The sequence below is a fragment of the Paenibacillus sp. FSL H3-0333 genome (assembly GCF_038002805.1).
Taxonomy (GTDB): Bacteria; Bacillota; Bacilli; order Paenibacillales; family Paenibacillaceae; genus Paenibacillus_AQ; species Paenibacillus_AQ silagei.
On the sequence record NZ_JBBODG010000001.1, the window covers coordinates 6,022,949 to 6,046,922 of the forward strand.

A 23,974-nucleotide genomic window follows, 5' to 3' on the forward strand; every position below is an offset into this window, starting at 1 on the left:
TTTTTTTTGACTGTCTGAGCTTCTATTCAAAAGGAGGTGAAAATTATTCCTCTAGTCGTTCGGTCTACGGTTAATGCAACAGGCGCCATCACTTTCACTGGCAACACGCTGGGACTAAGCCGCTCTGAAACTGCCGGTGTACCGGGTACACAGGACAGTATCGGAGGCTTCTCTACGATTAATACAGCTTCTGTATACGGCACCTATCCTGCTGGCACTACCAGTCTATATCAGAGCAACAGTTCAGCAGCCATTCTGGTTCTCCCTGCCGGAAGCACAGTTCTGTATGCCGAGCTGATCTGGGGCGGTTCCTATGTTAACGGTACCGTCAATCTCACTGCGGCAATCAACAACCCTGTATCCTTCACTACACCGCTAGGGAACACGGTCAGTGTAACCCCCGATTCAGCCACAGCCAATTCGGTGGATCTGGGCGGGGGTGCACTCGCATATGTCCGTTCCGCAAATGTCACCAGCACCATTCAAGCCTCCGGTGCCGGAACCTATGTCACTGGCGGTGTAGTCGGAACTATTGTAATTCCCGGAGATTCCACTGCCAACCATGCCGGCTGGACACTTGCTGTCATCTACCAGAATCCGTCGCTGCCCTTCCGCAACATGTCCCTGCGCGCAGGCGCTGTCCTTGTCCAAGCCTCCTCGGCCCCGGTGGTCACCACCATTACCGGCTTCGCCACACCTGTTACCGGCGCGCTGGGCGGACGCATCCAGTTCAGCGCCCAGGAAGGAGATGCCAACCGCTCGGGAGACCAGGCGCTTTTCGGCCCTACCTCCACCACTCAGGTCGCCCTCTCCGGGCCTAACAATTTTGCCAATAACTTCTTCGCTTCGCAGATTAACAATGATACCGGCAATCTGAATACGACCGGTACGTTCGGCACCCGCAACCAGACCAACGGCAGTCCAGGCTCTAACATTGTCGGCGGGCGGCAGGGCTGGGATATCACGAATGTGGATGTCTCTGCGCGCCTGGTCAATAACCAGTCCTCCGCACTCCTGACCTTAACTACTTCGGGCGATGCGTATGTCGTTAACGCCAACGGGCTGCAAATCGATATCAATGCACCTAAGATCTCCTTGACCAAAAGTGCAAATGTCGCCGGCACCATCGTTGGTGATCTGGTCACCTACACTGTAACGGTTAACAATACCGGTACCGCAAGCGCAGCCAGTGTTGTATTGTCAGACATCTTACCGGCAGGTCTTACTTTTGTCACAGGAAGCGTGGTGGTAGCCGGTGTTGCCAGGCCGACTTATGATATAACCTCCGGCATCCCGCTGGGTTCACTTACTCTGGGCACTTCCATAACGGTGACTTATCAAGCCAGGGTGACTTCCCTGCCGAATCCGCAATTTGTGCCCAACACGGCTAACGCTGCCTTCACCTTCCAGAGTGTAGCCGGAGGCCCGATTGTCAGCGGAGTCATTCCATCCAATACACAATCGCTGCCGGTATATTCTCCCGTTCTCGGCATTGTCAAAAGCGCCAATACTACCAACGCAACCGTCGGAGACCAGATTCTCTACACCCTGCAAATCTCCAACACCGGCAATATCGGAGCCACTACTACGCTCACGGATAACATTCCTGCCGGCAGCTCCTATATTCCGGGAAGCTTCACGGTAAACGGCACGCCTGTGGCGGGTAATCCCGCCGCCGGGATCGCCATCGGCACCATCGCGGCGGGAGGAAGCTCTACAGTCCAGTTCCGTGTACTGGTGAACAGTCTGCCTTCTCCTCCGCAGCTGGTGGACCAGGCTACAGCCGCCTATACCTTCCAGGTTCCTGACGGGCGGACCGTGAGCGGTACGGCTGCCTCCAATACGCTCACCATACCGGTCAGACTGCCGAATGTTGCCCTTGTCAAAAGCGCCAGCTTCCCGGATGTCGCCGTAGGCGATACCTTGCAGTATACGTCTGTGGTTACTAATAACGGAATCGTCGCCATCACGAATGTTGTGCTCTCTGATCCGATACCCGCCGGCAGCACTCTGGTGCCTGGAAGCGTGGTGGTAGCGGGAACCGCACGGCCTGCCGCTGATCCGGCTTCGGGGATATCCGTGGGCACCCTTGCCCCGGGAGCCAGCGTAACGGTAACCTTCCAGGTAAGTGTCACCTCTGTGCCGGGAAACGGCCAGCTCGCCAACCAGTCATCGGCCTCTTACAGCTCGGGGACATTTAACGCCATCACACAGTCCAATACAATCCTCACTCCTGTGTACCAGCCAATAATCGGTATCGTTAAAAGCTCCAGTCCAAGCAGCGCCACGGTTGGAGGAAATGTACAATACACGCTGCAGGTGCAGAACACCGGTAATCTCGCAGCGAATGTGACCCTAACTGACACGATCCCTGCCGGGTCTGCCTTCGTCGCCGGAAGCGTCACAGTAAACGGTGTGGTCCGTCCGTCAGATTCTCCGGTAAGCGGAGTCCCGCTCGGGTCCGTAGCACCGGGAGCTGCCTTGACCGTAACCTTCCTGACCACTGTCCAATCCCTGCCGTCTCCGGCAACCTTGACGGACCAGGGCAGCAGCAGCTATACCTATCAGTTGCCCAGCGGACGCTCTCTGTCCGGCGGAAGTGTATCCAATACGGTGACTATTCCAGTCTCTGCCCCCAACATCACGATTCTCAAAAATGCCAATCTCACCTCAGTGGCTGTAGGCGAATATCTTACCTACAGCGTCTCTGTATCCAACCCCAGCGGCGTAGCTGTTAACAATGTAGTGCTGTCTGATCCGGCTCCGGCAGGCAGTGCCTTTGTAGCAGGAACTGTCACGGTGAACGGGACGGCCGTACCCTCTGCCAATCCAAATGCCGGGATTGCTCTCGGAACACTTGCTGCGGGTGCCACAAGCATCGTTGTCTTCCAGGTGAATGCCAACTCTATTCCAAGCCCGCCTCAACTGAGCAACCGGGCCAGCGCATCCTTTACGGCCGGCTCATTCAGCGGAGCAGCCCTGTCCAATACAGTGTCTACCCCAGTCTTCATTCCAGTCATTGGACTGGTCAAAAGCTCAAGCCCTGCGCAGGCCTCTGTCGGCAGTCTGCTCTCCTTCTCCATCCTGGCCAGCAACACTGGCAATATCGCGGCAATGCTGAATCTGACCGATTCCCTGCCGCCGCAGACGGTATTCGAGACCAACAGCGTAAGTATAGGCGGGACCCCGTTACCTGGGTATAGCCCATTAACAGGCATTCCGGTGGGGCCGCTTGCTCCCGGAGACAGCGTCGTAGTCAGCTTCCTTGTTACGGTTACTTCGCTTCCCCCAAACCAGCAGCTGCCTAACTCGGCAGCAGCATCCTATACTTTCACCCTGCCGGATGGGCGTCAGCTTGGCGGTAACACCGTGTCGAACACACTTATGGTTCCCGTATCGGCACCGAATGTCAGTGTTGTCAAAAGCGTCAATGCAATTGATGCCGTGACCGGCGACATCCTTACATTCACCTCCGTGCTGACGAATAACAGCATTACCTCTGTCAGCAATATCATTCTCAGCGATCCCTTGCCAGAGAATGCAGCGTTCCTTCCCGGAACCGTAATTGTCGGCGGCGTCTCCCAGCCGTTGTCAGTTCCGTCGGCCGGCATCCCAATCGGCAGCCTGGGGCCTGGAGCCTCCGTTGCCGTCACATTCGAGGTGAGAATAACCATGCCGATTCCTTCACAGGTGAATAACCAGTCCACCGTCAGTTTCACCTCCGGGGTCTTCTCCGGCTCTTCATCGTCCAACGTCACCACCACACCGGTCACACAACCGCAGATCTCCCTTGTCAAAAGCGCCAGTGACCTGAACGCCACAGTAGGCGATACGGTCATCTATACCATTGTGGTCAGCAATAACGGTAACCTTGCAGCCAATGTTACGTTAACCGACAACATCCCGGCGGGTACTACATTTGACCCCAACAGCGTCATTGTCGGCGGATTCCCTCAGCCGGGGGCTGCACCGGATACCGGAATTACTGTTGGAACTGTAGCTCCCGGTGCCAGTGTATCTGTCAGCTTCACGGTCTTCATCGTGTCTCTGCCTTCACCGCAGCAGCTTGTCAATCAGGCAAACGCCACCTATACCTTCACTCCGCCTGACGGGCGGCTGCTAAGTGGAAGTGCCGTCTCCAATACCGTGACCATCGCAGTCTCTGCCCCTAATCTGGCGGTGGTCAAGAGCACAACCTCCACCTCCGTTGCCCTTGGGGATACCATTTCCTATTCCGTGAACATCACCAATAACGGGATGGACCCTGTCAACAATGTCGTGCTCAGTGATCCAACACCGGGCGGGGCCACCTTTGTGCCGGGCAGCGTATCGGTGAACGGGGTGCCTTTTCCGAATGCCAATCCGGCCTCAGGGATTACTATCAGTACGCTTGCCTCCGGGGCTAGTGCCGTCGTCTCGTACAGTGTCACTGTCACCTCTGTACCCGCAGATACCTCCATTGATAATCAGGCGACGGTCACTTACACCTCCGGTGTATTTAGCGGATCAACCTTTTCCAATCCTGTGGCGGTGCCTGTCTTCCAGCCCAATATCGCTGCGGTCAAAACAGCCAATACCGCCAATGCAACAGTCGGTGATACAGTAACCTACACGATAACGGTCAGCAATACCGGCAACTACGGAGCAAGCCTTACGGTAACGGACAACATTCCGGCCGGAACTACCTTTGAAGAGAACAGTGTGCTGATTAACGGGCTACCTCTGCCGCAGGCGAGTCCCGCCGCCGGAATTGCCGCCGGAACCATCGCCCCGGGTGCAAGCGTTGCTGTCTCATTCTCCGTAATCATCACTTCACTGCCATCGCCGCAACTGCTGGTGAATCAGGGAACGGTTGCTTCCAGCTTCACCTTGCCTGACGGAAGAATCCTGGGAGGGTCGGTGCTCACCAACACCCTGACCATCCCTGTCTCGAACCCGAATCTGGCTGTCGTCAAAACCACTGTAACCACCGCAACCAATGTGGGCGACACCATCACTTATTCCGTGACCCTAACCAATAACGGTATTGCTACGGTTAATAATGTCGTATTCACAGATGCCCTGCCTGCCGGTACCGCCTTTGTTCCGGGCAGTGTGCTCGTAGACGGCGTGTCCCGCCCTGCTTCTTCACCGGCTACCGGGGTGACCATAGGCAGCATCGCTCCGGGCGCTTCTGTAACGGTGGCCTTTAACGTAACGGTTACGTCTCTGCCGGCTTCAGGTGTACTGAACAATCAGTCATCCGTCAGCTTCACTTCCGGCGCCCTGTCCAGTGTAGCCTTCTCGAACATTGTGACCACTCCGGTCTTCCAGCCGGTTATCGCTGCAGCCAAGAGCTCCAGCTCTCAGAATGCCACGGTAGGCGATACCATTGTCTATACCGTCAATGTCAGCAATTCAGGGAACTATGCGGCATCGGCCACGCTGACTGATACTATTCCCGCAGGTACAACTCTGGTTCCGAACAGTGTACTGATTAACGGCTTCCCTGCTCCGGGTGCAGATCCCGCTACCGGAATCCCTCTGGGCAGTGTTGCAGCCGGTGCATCACTGACCGTAGTATTCTCTGTAGTGATCGACACGCTGCCAGCCAGCCAGCAGCTCAGCAATCAGGCCATTATCGCCTTCAACTATACGCTGCCTGACGGACGCGTCTTCAATCAGTCGGCCAGCTCGAACATCAATCTGATTCCGGTATCGTCGCCGGATGTCCTGGTTGCAAAGAGCACTACTGTAGTCGATGCAGTCCCGGGGGATACCGTTACGTACAGCATCGCAGTCACCAATAACGGAATTGCACCGGTTAACAATGCAGTGCTGAGCGATCCGATTCCGGCCGGTTCTTCCTTTGTAGCCGGCAGCGTGGTCGTGGACGGCACTCCGCTGCCGGGAGGCAACCCTGCGAACGGGATCTCGCTCGGCACTATCGCCCCTGGTGCAGTGGTCCAGGTCACCTTCAATATTCTCGTCAACAGTCTTCCTAATCCGGCCACACTGAACAATCAGGCTTCGGTCAGCTTCACCTCCGGGGCATTCTCCGGCGCCTCTTATTCCAACAATCTAATTACCCCGGTATTCCAGCCGATTATTGGTGTCCTGAAATCTGCTGATACCACTAATGCCACGGTTGGAGATACCGTCACTTATGCACTAAGCGTCACCAATACAGGTAATCTTGCGGCAGTCGTCACCTTAACCGACTCTATCCCTGCAGGAGCTGTTTTCATACCGAACAGTGTACTGGTTAACGGCCAGCCCGTTCCCGGCGCTGATCCGACTACCGGAATCAATCTGGGTACAGTTCCAGCGGGTGCCACAGTTACTATGCTCGTCACCCTGCAGGTTACGCTGGCTTCCCTGCCTTCACCGCAGCAGCTGGTGAACCAGGCGGCGGCAACCTTCACCTTCACGCCGCCTGATGGACGTCTGCTCTCAGGCTCTACACTATCGAATACACTCGTCATTCCAGTCTCTTCACCGGACGTAACGGCAGTCAAGAGCACTCCGGCTGTCGATGCTGTAGTCGGCGATATCATCACCTATACGATTGCCGTAACCAACAACGGCATTGTTCCCGTCAACAATGTGGTCCTTGTTGACCCGATCCCGGCCGGCAGCCAGTTCGTTGCAGGCAGCGTAACTGTGGATGGCACTCCGCGTCCCGGTTCAAATCCGGGCACCGGTATCGTGATCGGAACGATCGCCCCGGGAGCGACCACAACGGTAACCTTCCAGGTTCAGGTCATCGTCATATGACAGACGGCTCACAGCTCCAGCCTGTCGTAAGTAATCAGTCCATGGTTCTGTACAGCTCGGCAGAGGGCACTGAATCGGTTACCTATTCCAATACCGTCAATACGCTTGTGGTGGGCCCGGTATTATTACTGCAAAAGCAAGCAGACCGCCTGAGCGCCTCCCTGGGGGAGACGCTCGTCTATACTGTGACCGCCAGGAATAGCGGCAATACCGGGGCGGTTGTCACCATCACGGATGTGCTTCCCCCAGGCGTCTCGTTCATTGCCAATAGTGTGCTTAGAGACGGAGTCCCCCTTCCGGGGGTCACTCCGTCTTCCGGCATTCCCCTTGGCCTACTCGCCGCCCATTCGGGAGTCAGTATCGCCTTCCAGGTCATTGTTATCTCGCTTCCGCCTTCACTCGCGCTGCATAACAGGGCGGTTGGCACGTATTCCTTCACTACACCTGAAGGAAGAACGGTGAACGGGGAGATCCGCTCCAATCCGGTCAGTGTCTCCCTGCTGTCCTACCAGTTGTCCTCTCTGCTCTCGGCAAGCACTCCCACTACCTTCATTGGGGATGTCGTCACCTATACCCTTCAACTCAGGAACGAAGGCACCCGGCCGCTGACCGGAGTCATGGCCACGCTTCCCGTTCCGGAAGGCACCTCTATCCTTCCCGGAAGTGTTATCGCTGGCAGGATTTATCAGCCTGAGGCCGACCCAGCTTCAGGCATCGGGCTGGGCTCGCTCCCTGCAGGCGCAGCCGCCGAGATCTCCTACCGTGTAAGGGTGGCCTCGAACCCTCCAGGATCGGCGATTATGGCGAACGCGCAGATCTCTTATGAGGTCAACGACAACAGAACCTCCACCACAAGCAACACGGTTCAGATTACAGTCATCCAGCCCGGATTATCGGTAAAGCTGAAGGTTGATCTCTACAGCGCGGCGCCCGGTGACAACTTGCGGTACGAGTTCACTGTACAGAATAGCGGTAATATGGCGGTGAACGCACTGCTGACGGACGCCATTCCGCCAAGCGTACTATTCATCTGGGACAGTGTCCGTATTGACGGGGTTCCCCAGAGGGGCGTCCGCCCCGGGGACGGAATTCCGCTGGGCACCTTACGGGCAGGCGCTGTTATGGCGGTAGATTTTCTCGTATCTATTCCAGGTGCCACCGATATCCGCCAGACGCCGGCCATTCAGAATCAGGGAGTGGTCCAGTATACGTTCTCCCTGCCGGACGGGCGCAATGTCGGGCAGCTCTCCCGCTCCAATGCGGTGACCACGTTGCTGTTCACGCCCATCATTTCCATTCAGATTGAGGGCGAGCCGCCCATCGTCGAGCCTGGAGGTATCGCGGAATTCAACATTTACGTGTCCAATAGCGGGAATTATCCGGCAGAGGTCTCGGTGATCCGAATTGTACCGCAGGGTACCGTCATTAATCCCGATATCGTTACCATAAGCGCTATCGCCGTGCCCGGTACGCCATATAGCGGAACAATTGCTCTGGGAACGCTGGAAGCGGGGCAGACCGTCACACTCACTTACTTTGTCACAATAAATGCGGATTATATGGGCAAGGATCTTCAAGGCTCCACGGCTGCCCTGTATCTGTTCACCATCGACGGACGCCGGTACTCCGGCGAAGCCCGTTCTAACAGCTATAACCTGCTCATTGAAGAAATCAGTGAATAATACAGCTCACATATCCCCCATCTCCCTGAATATACTTTAGTTACAACCTGCTGCTTCGTCTTAGTCTCCGTAGTGACATTACCGAATAACACAGTCCATGGGAGGTGGTCATCCTTGTCCCAGCCGTCCGGTCCATACGCATTTGTCGTATCCAAAGAAGACTGGTCCCTTCACCGCAAAGGCCATCAGGATCAGGAGCGTCACCAGCAAAAGGTCAGAGAAGCCATCAAGGGCAATCTGCCCGATCTGGTTACCGAGGAGAATATTATTTTGTCAGGCGGCAAGCAGATTGTGAAGGTGCCGATCCGCAGTCTGGATGAATACCGGATTATCTATAATTTCCGCAAGCAGAAGCATGTCGGACAGGGAGACGGGGACAGCCAGGTGGGGGATGTACTTGGTCGCGATTCCCAGTCGGCCCAGCCGGGCAAAGGGGATAAGGCGGGAGATCAGCCTGGGGCGGATACCGTTGAAGCTGAGGTCGATCTGGAGGATCTGGAGGATATTCTGTTCCAGGATATGGAGCTGCCCCATCTGAAGCCGAAGGATAAGGAAGAGATTGAGGTCAAATCGATTGTCTTCAACGATATCCGCAAAAAAGGCATGATGTCGAACATCGATAAAAAGCGTACACTGCTTGAGAATCTGCGGCGCAATGCCAGCAGCGGCAATCCCGGAATACACAGCATCAGCCCTGATGATCTGCGTTACAAAACCTGGGATGACATCACGGTCCCTCACTCGAATGCAGTGATTATCGCCATGATGGACACCTCAGGCAGTATGGGCACTTTTGAAAAATACTGCGCCCGCAGCTTCTTCTTCTGGATGACCCGCTTCCTGCGCCGCCAGTATGAGAAGGTGGATATTGTGTTCCTGGCCCATCATACGGAAGCCAAAGAGGTCAGCGAGCATGACTTCTTCACCCGGGGGGAGAGCGGGGGGACGATCTGCTCCTCGGCGTATCAGAAAGCACTGGAGATTATCGACAGCCGCTATCCGCCTGCCAAATACAACATCTATCCCTTCCATTTCTCGGATGGCGACAATCTGACCTCCGACAATGAGCGCTGCGTCAAGCTGATCGGCGAGCTGCTGAAGCGCAGCAACATGTTCGGCTACGGCGAGGTGAACCAGTACAACCGCAGCAGCACCCTGATGTCCGCCTACCGCCACCTGAAGCAGGAGCAGTTCATGCATTATGTGATTAAGGATAAGAAGGAAGTGTATCTGGCGCTGAAGGCTTTTTTCGGCAAAAAGGTTACTGAAGCTTAAGCAGCCTGACATTAGACTTGTCAGCCCAAGCCACCCCGGGCTATGCGCATTCTTGTTGTGAGTTCCCGCCCCGCCCTGCCGCTTATTGCGGTGTGCGGGGTTTTTTGTGCTGTCGAACTTGCACCGCATATCCCTGTTGACTATTATATCGGCAGCCGATATAATAAATGTATCGGTTGACGATATAACGACAGATGGTATAACGTCAGATGCTATAACGCCGAATGATACAAAGGAAATTCCCGGTCTGTGAAATGAAGCTCAAAGATACGCGATAAGGAAGGTGATTGCATTGTCCGGCAACAATGAATACGGGGCGCTAACCGAAGGCGTCTATTATATCCTCTTGTCACTGCTCACCCCGATGCACGGCTACAGGATTATGCAGAACGTGAAGCTGCTGAGCAATCAGCGTGTGGAGCTGGGTGCAGGCACGTTATACGGGGCGTTAAGCACACTTGTGGAACGAGGCTGGATCAAGCTGCTGGCTGGCGGAGAAGATTCCCGCAAGAAGGAGTATCAGATTACGGAGCTAGGCAAATCGATCGTCCAGAGTGAAATGACAAGGCTTGACGAGTTGCTCACTAATGGAAGAAAACTAATGGGAGGCGAAGTGTAATGAGTCAGGTGGTGCGCAAATTTTTCATGGATTTCGAGAAGGAAGAAGCGTGGCTGAATGAAATGTCGGCCAAGGGATTGGCCCTGGTGGAGCATTCTTGGGCCCGTTATGTGTTCGAAGAGAGCGCTAAGGGGGAGTATATTTACCGGATTGAGCTGCTGGAGAAGGATCCAAAGGAGGCGGCAGGCTACTTGCAATTCATGGAGGAGACCGGAGCCGAGCGGGTGCCATCCGGGACCCCTACCAAGGCCAATCGTGCCTTCATGAACCAACGCTGGGTGTTCTTCCGAAGGAAGGCCTCGGAAGGCCCCTTCCAGATCTATACCGATGCAGATTCCAAGATCAAGCACTATCAGAGAATCTATAAAGTCTATCTGTCCCTCGCGTTCATGGAGCTGATCATCGGCTCTTTAAATCTCATGCTGATTATGCTTAATACTTCTTCTAACATCTACAAAATCAACCTCGTCGTGGGAGTGTCCGTTATCATTCTGGGCCTGTTCTTCATCTGGCTCAGCCTGCCTATCCGCCGCAAGATCGCGCGGCTGCAGCAGGAGAAGCTGATTCGGGAGTGAGGCGGGAGCGAGGAATAAATATACAAAGGGAGACCCGCAGGTCATGTAATAGCTCCTGCAAGGTCTCCTCTTAATGATTCAGACGCTACTTGACAACCTCTCTGCCAAGCGCAACTCCTTCATTTGAATCAATATACCATTTATCCTTACTTTTAACTACAGAGGTAAGTGAGTAGAACCGCTCCTTAAACTTCGATGGATCGTTGTTAGCTTGAAGTGTATAGATTGAATAGACAACTGCTTTCTTTGCCGAAAAAGAGACAATGACCACCTGTTCTTGCGTATATTCTATATCATATTTTCGATTCGACCATTCCCGGAGCTCTCTGATCTCCTGTTCGTAGTCAGTAGTCTTGTTGGCAGGGTCCTGCAGCGCCAGTTCCGCCTCTACATCTTTGTCATTTATAGCTTTACTATACGCAGCGAGCAACTCGCGAATGGCCATTTTATCTGCGGCCGAAACACTTACCTCTTTATTAATCAATGAAGTATAGTTTAGATAGTCTGTATCATTGATTTCTATATTATGTATCATCCAACTGGCATCGGGCTTATGCTCCATTTCTAAGGTTACATGGTCAACCCGGTCCAGGAGCTCAGTTTCTGTCTTACGAAAGGAGACATCAGCAAGCATTACTGTATACTCTCCCCACGATTTCATTTCAAATTTGTCGATCGACTTAAAGCCATCCAAAGTCTGATAATGGGCTTTAATTAGTGCCTGTATTTTTTTCAGATCCGCCTTTTTAGGCTTGCCTTGCAGATCCTCGTATACTTTAACTAATTTATTCGTCTTATCATAGTCAGCATTGATATAGTTAGTCTCCTCGAACAAAGAGAGCGCAACCAGGGCATCCGCACCCGAACCAATGACCATCGGAATGTTCGAATTATGGGTGTACAGAGAACCGTTTACGAATGTTTTTTTCGTTTTGAGATCAACTTTAAAAGAAGCATCCTCTGAGGTAGCTGTAATTTGCTTGCTGTCAGCATCATACTTGAACTTAAAGCCCAAAGCCTGCACCACACTGCGGAATTCGACATACACACTTCCTCCTTGAACCACCGTAGCCGCACGCGGATGAATTTCCTTATTTTGCACATATACACGCATTCCCTTTGCAGTCTGCGCCGCTGTTGCAGCGGATACTGTATTCGCAGTCGTTGCAACCCCAAGCAGAGTAATCAGCAGGAGTAACAACACATTAGCCATATGTATTTTTTTCTTCAATTTCCTTATTCCCCTTCGATAGATATAGTTTGTATTTCCCAAGTTTATATTTCGCTCCGTTCCATTGTATTCCCTTTATTTGCAATCTATCGCATAACAACATCATCCTATGGGGAATAAACGCAACCACAGTAGCAACAAGTGGAATAATGCGGCTTAATTCTTCAGTTCCTAACGGTTATAGAGAAACAATTGGAAAAACAGCATCTGCTAATGCCGGAATCCACACTATTGGCGAATATTCGAAGATTTAAGTGTTGTTTATCCAACTCTTGCCGCAGAATTGCCCAACGTTTGATTAGCAAGTGCCTAAATTCCAACTATTCCCTCATCAACAAAGCCGAAGCGGCTGTCTGTCACCTCCCTTTCCCCCACCAGACTAAGCTCATACTCTATCGCAAAAACAAGCCTCTCCCGGAATTGGGAGAGGCTTGTTACAATGATTCACTCGCTTCGCATCAGGCTAACGCCCGCTTACTGCACCTTCTCGCGGTCCTTGCCCTTGTCGGATTCCCCGGCGTTCTTGTTCGCGGCTTCGCGGTCCTGCATCATCTCGTCTACTGACTTCACCTTGAGCCGGGCGGCGCCTTCGTTGCCGGCATTCGTCGGGATCAGATCACCGGAGGCGAGGCGTTCCTTCGCTTCTGCAATAGCTGCGCTGTACTGCGGCAGCCACTGTTCTCCGGCCACCAGCATCTCATCGACCATCTGCCAGATTTCCTTCGGGTTGCAGACGGCGCCGACCAGCGGGTCCATCATGAATGCCTGGCGCAGCAGCTTGTCGTCGCCATGCACAGCTGCTTCTACCGCCAGGCGCTGCACAGAGATGCTGACGTTGCAGACCGCCGCCGGTCCAAGCGGCAGGTCACCGACCAGCGGCATCGAGATGCCGTTGCGGTCCACGTAGCCCGGCGCTTCAATAATAGCATCATCCGGCAGATTGGAGATGACGCTGTTATTCACCATATTGAAGTGGCCTCTGTACACGCGCCCGGTCTCCAGCCCTTCGATGATATACGAGCCGTGCTCCTCGCCGCGCTTCTCCGGGATGTACTCCAGCGCCGGGTCTTTCATCCAGTTCGGGAAGTCCGTCTCGAACCAGTTGCGGCCTTCCGTGCATACCCGCAGGTAACCACCTGTCTCTCCGTTAATCCATACGCCCAGATCGATCCAGTCCATGATTTCACTCGGGCGCTTGCGGTACCAGGGTACATATTCGCTCAGGTGACCGTTCGATTCCGTGCTGTAATAGCCGAAGCGGCGGAGCATATCAATTCGTACCTTCTCGGTACGGCTGTACTCAGGGTGCTTCTCGAAAGCCTCGAGCAGACCTGCCGTCAGATCCTTGCCTTCATGCTTCGCAGAGATGTACCAGGTCTGGTGATTGATTCCGGCGCAGATAATATCCACCTGCGACTTCTCCAGGCCGTACACCTGAGCGATCTGCGAATGCCCATGCTGCACGCCATGGCACAGCCCGATGGTCTGCACCCCGCCGTATTTATTACAGGCCCAGGTCAGCATAGCCATCGGATTCGAGTAGTTCAACAGCAATACATCCGGCGCAGCTGTCTCACGGATATCACGGCAGATCTCCAGCATCTCCGCAATCCCGCGCTGCCCGTACATAATCCCGCCTGCGCACAGCGTATCTCCTACACACTGATCCACGCCATACTTCAGCGGAATATCCACATCGGTAGCGAAGGCCTCAAGGCCCCCCATACGAATAGTACAAAATACGTACTTGGCCCCCTTGAGCGCTTCCCTGCGGTCCGTAGTGGAAGAGATGGTGATATCCAGACCATTCTCCTTAATATCCCGCTGGCACAGCTCAGTGACCATGTCCAGATTATGGCTGTTTATATCCATGAACGAAACTTCGATATTACGGAATTCCGGCACATTCAGCAGGTCTCGCAGCAGTCCGCGGGTGAATCCGATACTGCCTGCCCCGATAAAGGTTACTTTAAAAGACATAATAATCATCCTCCGGCAATGAATTATTGACTCCTGACCATTGTAACAAGGGGACTGCCGGAAGCGTAACCAATATCATGACCATTTTGCGGGTAACCTGTCAACAATCCTAACTCTCTGCATACCATACCCATCCCTGGTTGAACACGAAACTATCCTTCACTCCAGTAGTGGCGTTCGATAGAGTTGCGGTATTCGATAGGAGTACAGCCTGAATACTTCTTGAATAGCAGATGAAAATACTGCCTGCTGCTGATCCCCACATAGTCGGCAATCTCCGCTACCGGAATCTCCCCCTGACCCAGCAGCATCCGGGCCTTCTCCATACGCAGCTGGTTCAAGTAGTCCGTCAGGGTCTGCCCAGTGTGCGTCCGGAAGATGCGGTGCAGATAACCCGGGTGAACATTCACGGAGAGCGCAACCTCCTTAACCTGAATGCTCCGGTCATAATTCTGATGCAGGAACTCGATGGCCCGCCGCACATAGAGCTGTGAGGGCTGCTGGCTGGACGGGAGCGACTCCATGCGCAGCCGAGCCAGACGCAGCAGCAGCTCTGCGAAGAGCAGATGCACCATGCTGCTCCCCTTCCGCCCGCGTTGATCCAGCTCCAGCACCAGCGCCTTCAGCACATGGAAGACCTCCTCCTGATCGGACAACACCAGACTATCGAACGGATGCCGAAGCAGCTCTGCCAGCACCTCTTCCTCCCGGGCCAAGCTGCCAATGGACGGAACTACGCCCCCATATTCGGTAAAAGCAAATTCCACATTTAGCATCCGGCAGGAGGAGCCCTCTTCCACAATCAGCCGGTGCGGCACCTCCGCATCCAGCAGAATCATCTCTCCCCGCTTCAACCGGAAGGGCGTATCGCCGCCCGCTTCATCCCGCACCTCCACTACACAGCTGCCCGAGATAAGATACATGATCTCCGTGGAGTTGTGATGATGGTAAGCCATCGTATAATTGCTCCATTGCTTATAATAGTAAGCCAGAAAGTGCGGGCTATAATCCCGCTCCAGCAATCCCTGCTCAAAAAGACTCCCGTTCATCTCCGCCACATCGCCCGCCTCCCCTCTGCCAGTATCGATAGCACAAGTGTATCGCTTGAGCGCAGGCAGGACAAGCAGCGGGTTAACCCCTCCGGCCCGGATGCCTCCTCCCAACACATTGTGATCGGTTTTTCGATTACTTTCCGCCTACATGCCTTCATACCAGTCTGGAGCCTACATGCCCAGGCTTCCCGGCGCAAAAAAAGAGCAGAAGGCCCGCGCCCTCTGCTCCCGTTCATCATCTTCAATGAATCTTTGTCAATATTCCATTCACCAGACTGTACACCCCGCCGCCCTCTATCTCTTCGGGCTGTCCATTCAGCAGGTAGATGCCGGTCTCTTCGTCAATTCCGTAATTCGGCAGCTCCCCGAGGGTACGTACCGCTGTCCGTAAATGCTCCTCCTCATCCCACTGGGTGAAATGGACGGATAGCAGCATATCTGGAATCAGATTGAGGCCCTTGCGGTGTTTGAATTGTCTGCTCTCATTATCCTTGGCGGAAATTACACAGCGCTCCGGGCTAATCAAGGCTCCTGCCGAGAAGCCGGTAACCGGCACACCGGACTCATACCGCTGCCGGATTACATCTCCAATAGGGGTATCCACAATGAGGTCAGCATACAGATCCGTATCCCCGCCTCCGATAAAGATCCCGCCGCAGGCGCGCAGACTCTCCATAGCTGTCTCCACCGCTGTGGATTTCAGCGGCAAATAACGAATCTCGGATATCCCCGCGTCAACCAGTGGCTGCATGCAAACAGCCATATAGTCCGGCCAGTCTTCGCCTTCTTCAAATAATACAGCGACTGGTCCTGCTGCCATCACGCTTACGAACCTTCGTGCCAGACCACGGGTAAACGGCGGACCTCCGCCGTTCAGAAATAAATGTTTGTCCATGACATCACCTTCAGTATTCAGGATATCCTGCATCTAACCTCATCCATCTTATAGAAAAGCGCAGGTTCCCGCAATACACTTCCACACCCGCTCCCCCTTCATCCTTTTATCTCATCAGCCCCTCAGAACTGCTTCAAGGCCGCACCCGTTATTCGTACATACATTGTCTAATTACTATTTCCTATCCCTTGCTTGCCCCCGCCGTCAGGCCGTCAACCAGCAGACGCTGCAGGAAGGCGAAGAGAATCATTATGGGTACAGAAATCAGCACGGCTCCCGCCGCGAACAACGTGAAGTTGGAATTCTGCATCGTATTGACCATATCCCACATCCCCACGGCAACCGTCCAGTTCTCCTTGGTCCGCAGAATCAGCTTGGCGAAGATGAAATCGACCCACGGGCCCACAAACAGGGTCAGCGCTATATAAGTGATCATCGGACGGGATAAAGGCAGAATAATCCGGGTGAAAATCCCAAAGTTGCTCGCCCCGTCAATCCGCGCGGCTTCATCCAGCGAACGCGGAATCGTGTCCAGGAACCCCTTGGCGATCAGCGTCCCTCCGAGCGGTGCTCCGGCTGCATAGACGATAATAAGGGCCAGATGAGTATCCAGCAGATTGAACTCCTTCAGCAGCAGATAGATGGCAATCATGCTCATGAAGCCCGGGAACATCCCGAGAATCAGCAGTGTGGACATAGTGGTCTTACGGCTTTTGAACCGGAACCGGGATAAGGCATAGCTGGTCAACAGTGTCAGCACCACCCCGATCAGCATCGAGAACACCGCAATCTTAAGCGTATTCCCATACCAGGTTCCAAACATATAGACCGGTGAGGTGAACAGCTCCTTATAGTGGGCGAGGGTGAATGTCTCGGGAATCAGCGTCTTGCTGTACAGGGATTTACCCGGCCGGAACGAGGCAAGCAGGATCCAGAGTGCCGGATAGATTGCAGCAACCGCCAGTGCAACAAGAACGATATAGCTTAAGCAGAGACGAATAAAATTCGCTGCCTTGCGTCCGATGATCATTGAATCATGTCCTCCTCTTGGAACGATTTGGTCCGGCGGTAATTATACAGGGAGAACCCGGCAACAATGATGAACAGAATAATGCCGATCGCAGAAGCCATATTATTCTTGTTCTGATCCAGCGTCAGCTTATATAGCCAGGTAACAAGCAGATCCGTCGAGCCGGCGTACTGGTAGTTTCCGTTCACCGGGTTCCCTCCCGTCAGCAGAAAGATCGCATTGAAGTTGTTGATGTTCCCTGCGAACTGCATAATCAGCGTAGGTGCGGTAGAGAACAGAATCATCGGCAGAGTGACGATCCGGAATTTCTGATAATTGGTCGCACCGTCCACCTCGGCCGCCTCATACATATCACGGGGAATCGTAGTCAGCACCCCCATAATCAGCAGCATCGATACCGGAATTCCTACCCACATGTTGACGACAATAACCGTAACCTTGGCCCAGAATGGATCAGTCAGCCAAGGCAGGCCGCCTAGTCCGAAATAGCCGAGATACTGATTGATCGGGCCGAACTGCCCGTTGAACAGGTTGCGCATCAACAGGAGCGAGATCATCTGCGGAATAGCGTAAGGAATGATCAGGAGCATTCTCCACATGCCTTTGAAGCGTATGCCTTTTTGGCTGATCAGCAGGGCAACCAGCATCCCGCCGAAATAAGTAGTTACAGTCGAAAGAACCGCCCAGATAATCGTCCAGGTAAGTACACCGTAAAAGGTATGGCTCCAGGATTTCAGCACCAGCAGATTGCGGAAGGTCTCGAATCCAACCCAGTCTACAAGCTTGGCCGGAGGAATGTGGTTCGGTGCAGCATAGTTGGTAAAGGCCAGCATGATCATAAAGATGATCGGCATAATGGTGAAGAACAGAATGCCCATACCCGGGAGCAGCAGGAAGCTCTGGGCGAATTTATAATCGAGGATATAACGTACAGATTGTTGAAATGTATTGGACGGACGGCCGTTTTCGCGTTCTGCTCCGATTTTATAGGCATCCCTAATATTCATATACCAGACGATCAGGAATAACACAAAGAACAGCAGGGTGATCAGGCTTTCAATCAGAATGACGATGGAATGGTCCCCGGGAACCATTTTGGCAATCCCCTTTACCTTTTCCAGACGGCTTGGAGATTCCCCGAGCGTAGTAATCCCCCAGAAGGCTCTTCCCAGATTGCTAATGAAATAGATAAGTGCCACAGCTTCTACAGCTATGAACATAAGCCCTTTGATGAATTGGCGGTTATATATTTGCCCGAGTCCCATAAAAATGGCCGACAGTATTCCAGCTCTCGCTTTGTGTCGCTGCATTTCCCTTCCGTTCTCCTCTCCGTGCGGAATTCAAGGAAACTGCCCGCCGCAGGCTATGCGGCGGGCAACTCTAATTCCACGGTAAGCTGTTGATTGTGTAGTTACTGGGCAGAAGCCCCGTTGTTCAGGTCTTTAATCTGCTCTACGGCTTTGTCCATGGCTGCCTTCGGATCAGTATTGTTATCCCAGATGGCCGGAAGTGCAGCATTCACCGGGCTCCAGACGTTCCCCATCTCAGGAATCGAAGGCATCGGCTGGGAGTTCTTCGCCTGTTCTGCGAACGCGGATACGAACTGGTCACCCGTAATCTGCGGATCTTTCAGCGCTTCGAGGTTCGTCGGCACGGAGCCGACCAGCTTGTTAAGTGTCAGCTGCGAATCTTTGCCAGAAGCAAAGTGTGCATAGAGTTTAGCCGCATTCGGATACTGAGTGTAGGCGTTGACGGTGAAAATTTTGATCCCGGAGAAGGTAATGGCGGTTTTGCCGTCAATAGTAGGAACCGGAGCAATTCCGAGGTTGTCGCCCAGCGCTTCTTTATATCCGGCAAGCTCCCAAGGTCCTGTAATATCCATGGCGACATCCCCGCTGTTGAACAGGCTGCGCTTGATGTCCGGGTTGATGTCACCGCTCTTGATCGGCAGGACTTCCTTCAGCTTGGAAAATTCAGTCAGGCCTTTGATCGCACCTTCATTGTTCAGGCCGATATCGTCCTTGTCGGTACCGTCTTTGCCGAACAGGTAACCTCCGGTAGTGGCGATGAACGGATAGTTGAAGTACATGTTGCCTACTTCCCACATAATGCCGTAACGGTTCTTGGCTTTATCCGTGAACGTTTTGCTGAAGGCAATAACGTCATCGAAGGATTTCGGAGCTTCTTTGACCAGAGACTTGTTGTAGAACAGCGCATAGGTCTCCGCCGCTCTCGGATAGCCGTACAGCTCGCCGTCATAGGAAGAACCCACGATGGAAGCCTCAGTGTTCTCCGCCTTGGTCTGTTCTGCAAAAATATCATTAGGGAGCAGCAGACTGGCGCTTGCCGCCTTGCCGAGATTATCATGAGGAATGATGATGACGTCTGCAGCCAGACCGGAAGGGCCGTCCTGGGTGAGCTTGCCAACCTGATCCGGCGGGGCTACCTCTTCAATTTTGACCGGAACGTTATACTTGGCAGTGAACTGCTTCGCAACTTCTTCAGCGAACTGTCTTTCTTCCTTACTCTCCCAGATCACAAGTGAAGCGCCCTCTTCCGGGACGATCTCACCTGCTGCCGGTGCGTTGTCGCTGCCTGCCCCCGCATTATCGGTAGCTGCTGCATTATCCGCAGGAGCATTAGTCGCTGCCGCATTTCCTCCGGCATTGTTGTTTGAGCCGCACGCCGTAATTGACATTGCCATCGAGCACGCTGCGGTGAGAACCATAAGTTTTTTGAGATTCATTCCTTTTAACCCCTCCTGTGTGTGTATATCACTTGATTTGACGATGATGCTTCTTTGACTTAACGATGATGCTCCCTACTTTGCGCAAACGATTTCAGAGGATTCAAAAAAAATTCTGCTTTCTCCAATTGCCTCTTCCGAATACGTTATACCCGGTTTAGAAAGCGCTTCATTCCTGAATCCATAATACATCAGCTAACTCGCAGTTGTAAAAACGTTTGCACATAGTAAATTCAATAGAATTCAGCCGTTTATTATGGATAATGTTACCTTTACTCTTTTTATCGCATGATTTCTTTAAATAACTTGGATATACTTCGGTTTAAAAATTATTTTCTGCATTTTTTGTCGTATTCAGACGAATATTGTTGTATAATTGCTAAATATTATCAATTTACAGACTTTGGAAATCGGTTTCCCCTTCCTAAAACTTTGTGCAACTGTTTGTACAAACCTCTTGAACCTCATTTTGTTCCGTGCTATAATCCAAACCATCATGAAACACCTCATTCTTCACCAATCTAAAGGCACTGTCCCTTCTCGGGTACAACCTCGGCGTAATTTATCCGGGGGTGTGCCTTTTTGTTGTGTGCAGAATCGGGTGTGGAATCTAGCTAGATAAGATGCACCTAAGAATTGAACTTGAAGCATCTACGTCGCTGCGGTGAACATTTGGCCCTCCGGCCGCTGTTGTATTTGGATTTCCTTATTAGAACCGCTCCCGCGGTAGAAATCCAAATACAAAGGCGGACGCTACCGCTCCTTCAGTTCCAAATTTCCCCTCCGCTTCTTTTTGCTTTTTGTTAATGTCTCTAGTGCTTCTTATCCAATCCAAATTTAGGAGGAATTATTATGTTACTAGAAGCCGTGTATCACCGTCCCCGTCTGAACTGGTCGTATGCCTATGATCACAACACTATCCACCTGCGGCTGCGGGCCAAGAAGGGGGATCTGACTGAGGTTTTCGCCTGGGCGGGCGATAAATATGCCTGGGACACCACCAAGGAATTGATCCCGATGACCCTGTTCACTTCCGATGCGATGTTCGATTACTGGGAATGCGAATCGGTTCCGCTCTACCGCAGGCTGAAATACGGCTTCCTGCTGCAGCAGGGCAAAGAGCGCATCTGGATGACAGAGAGTGATTTCCAGAAGGAGCGTCCCGCGAACCCCAACCGGCTGTTTGAATTCCCCTACATAAGCCGCGGGGATGTCTTCACGCCTCCGGCTTGGGTCAAGGATGCGGTGTTTTATCAGATTTTCCCGGAACGGTTCGCTAACGGTAATCCCGGCATAAGCCCTGCTAATGTGGAGCCTTGGGGCGGAACCCCCCGGCCGGATAATTTCTTCGGCGGAGATCTGCAGGGTGTCATAGATCATCTCGACCATCTGACGGAGCTGGGCATTACGGGCATTTATTTCACACCGGTCTTCACTGCCACCACCAATCACAAATATGACACGGAGGACTATATGCAGGTCGATCCGCATTTCGGTGATGTGGACACGCTGAAAAGATTGGTCGATGCTTGTCATGAGCGCGGCATCCGTGTACTGCTGGACGCGGTCTTCAACCATGCGGGCCGTACCTTCGCCCCGTTCGTGGATGTGCTGGAGAAGGGCGAGGATTCGGAATATAAGAACTGGTTCCATATCCGGGAATATCCGCTGCAGGTCGTGAACAACATTCCAACCTACGATGCCTTCGCCTTCGAGCCGCTGATGCCGAAGCTGAACACGGAGCATCCTGAGGTGAAGGAGTATCTGCTGAAGGTCGCCGAATATTGGATCAAGGAGGTCGGCATCGACGGCTGGCGTCTGGATGTAGCCAACGAGGTGGATCACGAATTCTGGCGCGATTTCCGCAAAGTGGTGAAGCGTGCCAATCCCGAGGCTTATATTCTGGGCGAGATCTGGCATGAATCAGCCCCTTGGCTGGAAGGCGACAAATTCGATGCCGTCATGAACTACCCGTTCACAGACGCGGTGCTTGACTTCTTCGTCTACGGAACGCTGGATGCGGAAGGCTTCGCCCATTCAATCGGCAGACAGCTGTCCCGGTATCCGCTCCAGGCCAGTGAGGTCGCCTTCAATCTCCTCGACAGCCATGATACTGCGCGTCTGCTGACTGTAGCCGAGGGCGATAAGAACGTCATGAAGCTGGGTGCACTGTTCCAGTTCACCTTCATGGGCACGCCCTGCATTTACTACGGGGACGAGATCGGAATGGATGGCGGAGGCGACCCGGACTGCCGTAAATGTATGGAGTGGGACCCGGAGCGGCAGGACCGCGATTTATTCAACTTTTACCGTAAGCTGATTGAGATCCGCGGCAGCCATCCGGCGCTGCGCACCGGACGCTTCACCTTCCTTGAAGCCTCAGCCGGGGGCAGCAAGCTGGCCTACGAGCGCAGTCTGGGTGATGATCTGATTATCGTACTGATTAATACGGAGGAGACGGTGCAGACCTTCCGGCTGGACGTTCAGGAACGCAATTGGGAGAACCTGTGGACCGGCGAAGCGATCCATGCCGAACGCGGCAAGCTGTCATTGAGGCTGCCGGCATACGGCTTCGCCGTACTTCAGGCCAATATGTCCTAAACTCTGATAGGTTTCTTTATGGGCTGATTCAGAACATTTTGGCGCAAACGTTTGTAGAATGAAATAGAGCTACTACTTAGTACAGGACACAATAGAATCATTCTGTTGTGTCCTCTATATAATGAGTATTTATAGGTGTCTGCTGAAATTTTCGAACCAGCTAATCTTCCGGAGAAGTAATGTTCAACTGCTTACTTTTTAGAGATTGATAAGACAAACTCTACTCTATTTGCACTAATTTTGCACAAAATCCCCTTGTCCATTGCACAGATTTGCATACCCCTCTGCTCCACTTCCAGATTCACAATAGCTTAAGCCGTATCGCTGTGTAGTGCTCAGAACGTAGAAGCTACGGGGATTACGCCCTATGCGAGGTTTCACTATTTACAATCATCCCCGCTTCGATTAATATTACTGTGTAAAGCAAACGGTTCCATTAGGAGGTTTCTATGACAGTTACCATTAAGGACGTTGCCAAGAAAGCGGGGGTCTCACCCTCCACGGTGTCCCGGGTGTTGTCAGGCCATCCCAGAATCAGCTTAGAAACTTCCCGTAAGGTCAAAGTGATTATGGAAGAAATGGGCTACACCCCGAATATGATGGCCAAAAGTCTGGTATCCAAGACCACTAACAGTATCTGCATCATTCTTCCGAAACCGGCTGAAGAGCTGTTCTCCAATTTGTTTTTTATGGAATTAATCCGCGGGATCGTCACTCAGTCCAGCCGTTCCGGCTATGATGTGCTGATCAGCTCCGGAGCGAACGAGAAGGAGGAGCTTGAAGCTGTCTCCCGTCTGCTCAAGGGACGCCGCGTGGACGGCGTTATTCTGCTGTATTCCCGTAAAGACGATGCGGTGATCGATTTCCTGCAGTCGGGCGGTTATCCCTTTGTCCTGGTGGGACGGAGCGACCGCTACGAGGATATTCTGTCAGTGGACAATGATAATATCATGGCCGCCTATGATGCGACGAATCATCTCATCTCCATGGGGCATGAACGCATTGGCTTCGTCAGCGGGCCGCCGAACCTCATCGTCTCGCGCGACCGTCTGGAGGGGTACCGCAAGGCCATGCAGGGCAAGGGTCTGGAAATGAAGGATGAATGGATCGTTGAAGGCGAATTCCTGCAGGACAGCGGCTATAGGGCGATGTCCTTCTTCATGAATCTTCCGAACCGTCCGACAGCGCTTGTCGCAGTGGATGATATGGTCTCATTCGGGGTACTTCGCGGATTGAACGAGCTGAAGTACAAGGTCCCTGAGGATCTGGCGATTGTCAGCTTCAACAATATCCCGCTCTCCGAGCTGTCCAGTCCTCCGATCAGCAGCATTGATATCGGGATTTATCATCTTGGCTATACGGCCTCTCAGGTGTTGATCCAGAACATTCAGAAGCCGGATAATCAGGACGGATATACGAATCGTTTTGTCATTCCCCACCGTCTAATCGTACGGGAGTCCTCTATGCATGCTCCGGGAAATTAAGGCATGTACAAGAAAATGAATGAAGCAGAATTACGCTTCATTTATTTT

Annotated in this window: 14 protein-coding genes; 7 read left to right on the top strand and 7 right to left on the bottom strand. The window is 52.9% G+C overall.

Features of this window, described 5'->3' with window-relative positions:
- Positions 1-36: 36 nt before the first annotated feature.
- The 5 genes from MHH78_RS26660 to MHH78_RS26680 all read left to right on the top strand — a co-directional run bounded on the left by MHH78_RS26660 (position 37) and on the right by MHH78_RS26680 (position 10,907).
- On the top strand, positions 37-6,756 hold the full coding sequence (locus MHH78_RS26660) for a DUF7507 domain-containing protein (protein WP_341169380.1): 6,720 nt from the start codon (positions 37-39) through the stop codon (positions 6,754-6,756).
- Entirely contained in the window at positions 6,753-8,438 is a 1,686-nt protein-coding gene (locus MHH78_RS26665; RefSeq protein ID WP_341169381.1) for a hypothetical protein, read from the top strand. Before MHH78_RS26660 ends, MHH78_RS26665 begins: the two co-directional genes overlap by 4 nt.
- Before the next feature lie 114 nt (positions 8,439-8,552).
- Positions 8,553-9,713, top strand: coding sequence for a sporulation protein YhbH (gene yhbH, locus MHH78_RS26670; RefSeq protein ID WP_036721417.1), 1,161 nt, complete (start codon positions 8,553-8,555; stop codon positions 9,711-9,713).
- A 292-nt stretch (positions 9,714-10,005) separates the two neighbouring features.
- Positions 10,006-10,332 carry a PadR family transcriptional regulator gene (locus MHH78_RS26675; RefSeq protein ID WP_445668068.1) on the top strand — a complete coding sequence of 109 codons (327 nt, stop codon included), beginning with the start codon at positions 10,006-10,008 and terminating at the stop codon, positions 10,330-10,332.
- Positions 10,332-10,907, top strand: coding sequence for a DUF2812 domain-containing protein (locus MHH78_RS26680; protein WP_036721413.1), 576 nt, complete (start codon positions 10,332-10,334; stop codon positions 10,905-10,907). Before MHH78_RS26675 ends, MHH78_RS26680 begins: the two co-directional genes overlap by 1 nt.
- Before the next feature lie 85 nt (positions 10,908-10,992).
- Here the strand turns inward: MHH78_RS26680 and MHH78_RS26685 are convergent, their stop codons facing one another.
- The 7 genes from MHH78_RS26685 to MHH78_RS26715 form a co-directional block, all read right to left on the bottom strand.
- A complete protein-coding gene (locus tag MHH78_RS26685) occupies positions 10,993-12,138 on the bottom strand; it encodes a stalk domain-containing protein (RefSeq protein WP_341169383.1) in 1,146 nt (381 codons plus the stop codon).
- 474 nt (positions 12,139-12,612) lie between these two features.
- Positions 12,613-14,118 carry an alpha-glucosidase/alpha-galactosidase gene (locus MHH78_RS26690; RefSeq protein ID WP_341169384.1) on the bottom strand — a complete coding sequence of 502 codons (1,506 nt, stop codon included), beginning with the start codon at positions 14,116-14,118 and terminating at the stop codon, positions 12,613-12,615.
- Positions 14,119-14,270: 152 nt separating this feature from the next.
- The gene (locus MHH78_RS26695) at positions 14,271-15,167 is read right to left on the bottom strand and encodes an AraC family transcriptional regulator (protein ID WP_076079140.1); all 897 of its coding nucleotides are present in this window, start codon (positions 15,165-15,167) and stop codon (positions 14,271-14,273) included.
- 244 nt (positions 15,168-15,411) lie between these two features.
- Complete coding sequence (locus MHH78_RS26700) at positions 15,412-16,065, bottom strand: Type 1 glutamine amidotransferase-like domain-containing protein (RefSeq protein WP_341169385.1); 654 nt, start codon at positions 16,063-16,065, stop codon at positions 15,412-15,414.
- 181 nt (positions 16,066-16,246) lie between these two features.
- Positions 16,247-17,095, bottom strand: a complete 849-nt coding sequence (locus MHH78_RS26705) for a sugar ABC transporter permease (protein WP_340942434.1) — start codon at positions 17,093-17,095, stop codon at positions 16,247-16,249.
- Entirely contained in the window at positions 17,092-18,405 is a 1,314-nt protein-coding gene (locus tag MHH78_RS26710) for a sugar ABC transporter permease (RefSeq protein WP_341169386.1), read from the bottom strand. Before MHH78_RS26710 ends, MHH78_RS26705 begins: the two co-directional genes overlap by 4 nt.
- 101 nt (positions 18,406-18,506) lie before the next feature.
- On the bottom strand, positions 18,507-19,841 hold the full coding sequence (locus MHH78_RS26715; RefSeq protein ID WP_341169387.1) for a sugar ABC transporter substrate-binding protein: 1,335 nt from the start codon (positions 19,839-19,841) through the stop codon (positions 18,507-18,509).
- An 852-nt stretch (positions 19,842-20,693) separates the two neighbouring features.
- On the opposite strand from MHH78_RS26715, the gene MHH78_RS26720 reads away from it, so the two are divergent.
- Complete coding sequence (locus MHH78_RS26720; protein WP_341169388.1) at positions 20,694-22,442, top strand: alpha-glycosidase; 1,749 nt, start codon at positions 20,694-20,696, stop codon at positions 22,440-22,442.
- A 449-nt stretch (positions 22,443-22,891) separates the two neighbouring features.
- The gene (locus tag MHH78_RS26725; RefSeq protein WP_076079097.1) at positions 22,892-23,926 is read left to right on the top strand and encodes a LacI family DNA-binding transcriptional regulator; all 1,035 of its coding nucleotides are present in this window, start codon (positions 22,892-22,894) and stop codon (positions 23,924-23,926) included.
- Positions 23,927-23,974: the final 48 nt, after the last annotated feature.

Bases quoted from the DNA above. Each gene is read 5' to 3' on its own strand.
- MHH78_RS26695 (WP_076079140.1), bottom strand. From the start codon at position 15,167: ATGAACGGGAGTCTTTTTGAGCAGGGATTGCTGGAGCGGGATTATAGC.
- MHH78_RS26700 (WP_341169385.1), bottom strand. From the start codon at position 16,065: ATGGACAAACATTTATTTCTGAACGGCGGAGGTCCGCCGTTTACCCGT.
- MHH78_RS26725 (WP_076079097.1), top strand. From the start codon at position 22,892: ATGACAGTTACCATTAAGGACGTTGCCAAGAAAGCGGGGGTCTCACCC.
- MHH78_RS26665 (WP_341169381.1), top strand. From the start codon at position 6,753: ATGACAGACGGCTCACAGCTCCAGCCTGTCGTAAGTAATCAGTCCATG.
- MHH78_RS26690 (WP_341169384.1), bottom strand. From the start codon at position 14,118: ATGTCTTTTAAAGTAACCTTTATCGGGGCAGGCAGTATCGGATTCACC.
- MHH78_RS26715 (WP_341169387.1), bottom strand. From the start codon at position 19,841: ATGAATCTCAAAAAACTTATGGTTCTCACCGCAGCGTGCTCGATGGCA.
- MHH78_RS26705 (WP_340942434.1), bottom strand. From the start codon at position 17,095: ATGATCATCGGACGCAAGGCAGCGAATTTTATTCGTCTCTGCTTAAGC.
- MHH78_RS26710 (WP_341169386.1), bottom strand. From the start codon at position 18,405: ATGCAGCGACACAAAGCGAGAGCTGGAATACTGTCGGCCATTTTTATG.
- MHH78_RS26720 (WP_341169388.1), top strand. From the start codon at position 20,694: ATGTTACTAGAAGCCGTGTATCACCGTCCCCGTCTGAACTGGTCGTAT.
- MHH78_RS26680 (WP_036721413.1), top strand. From the start codon at position 10,332: ATGAGTCAGGTGGTGCGCAAATTTTTCATGGATTTCGAGAAGGAAGAA.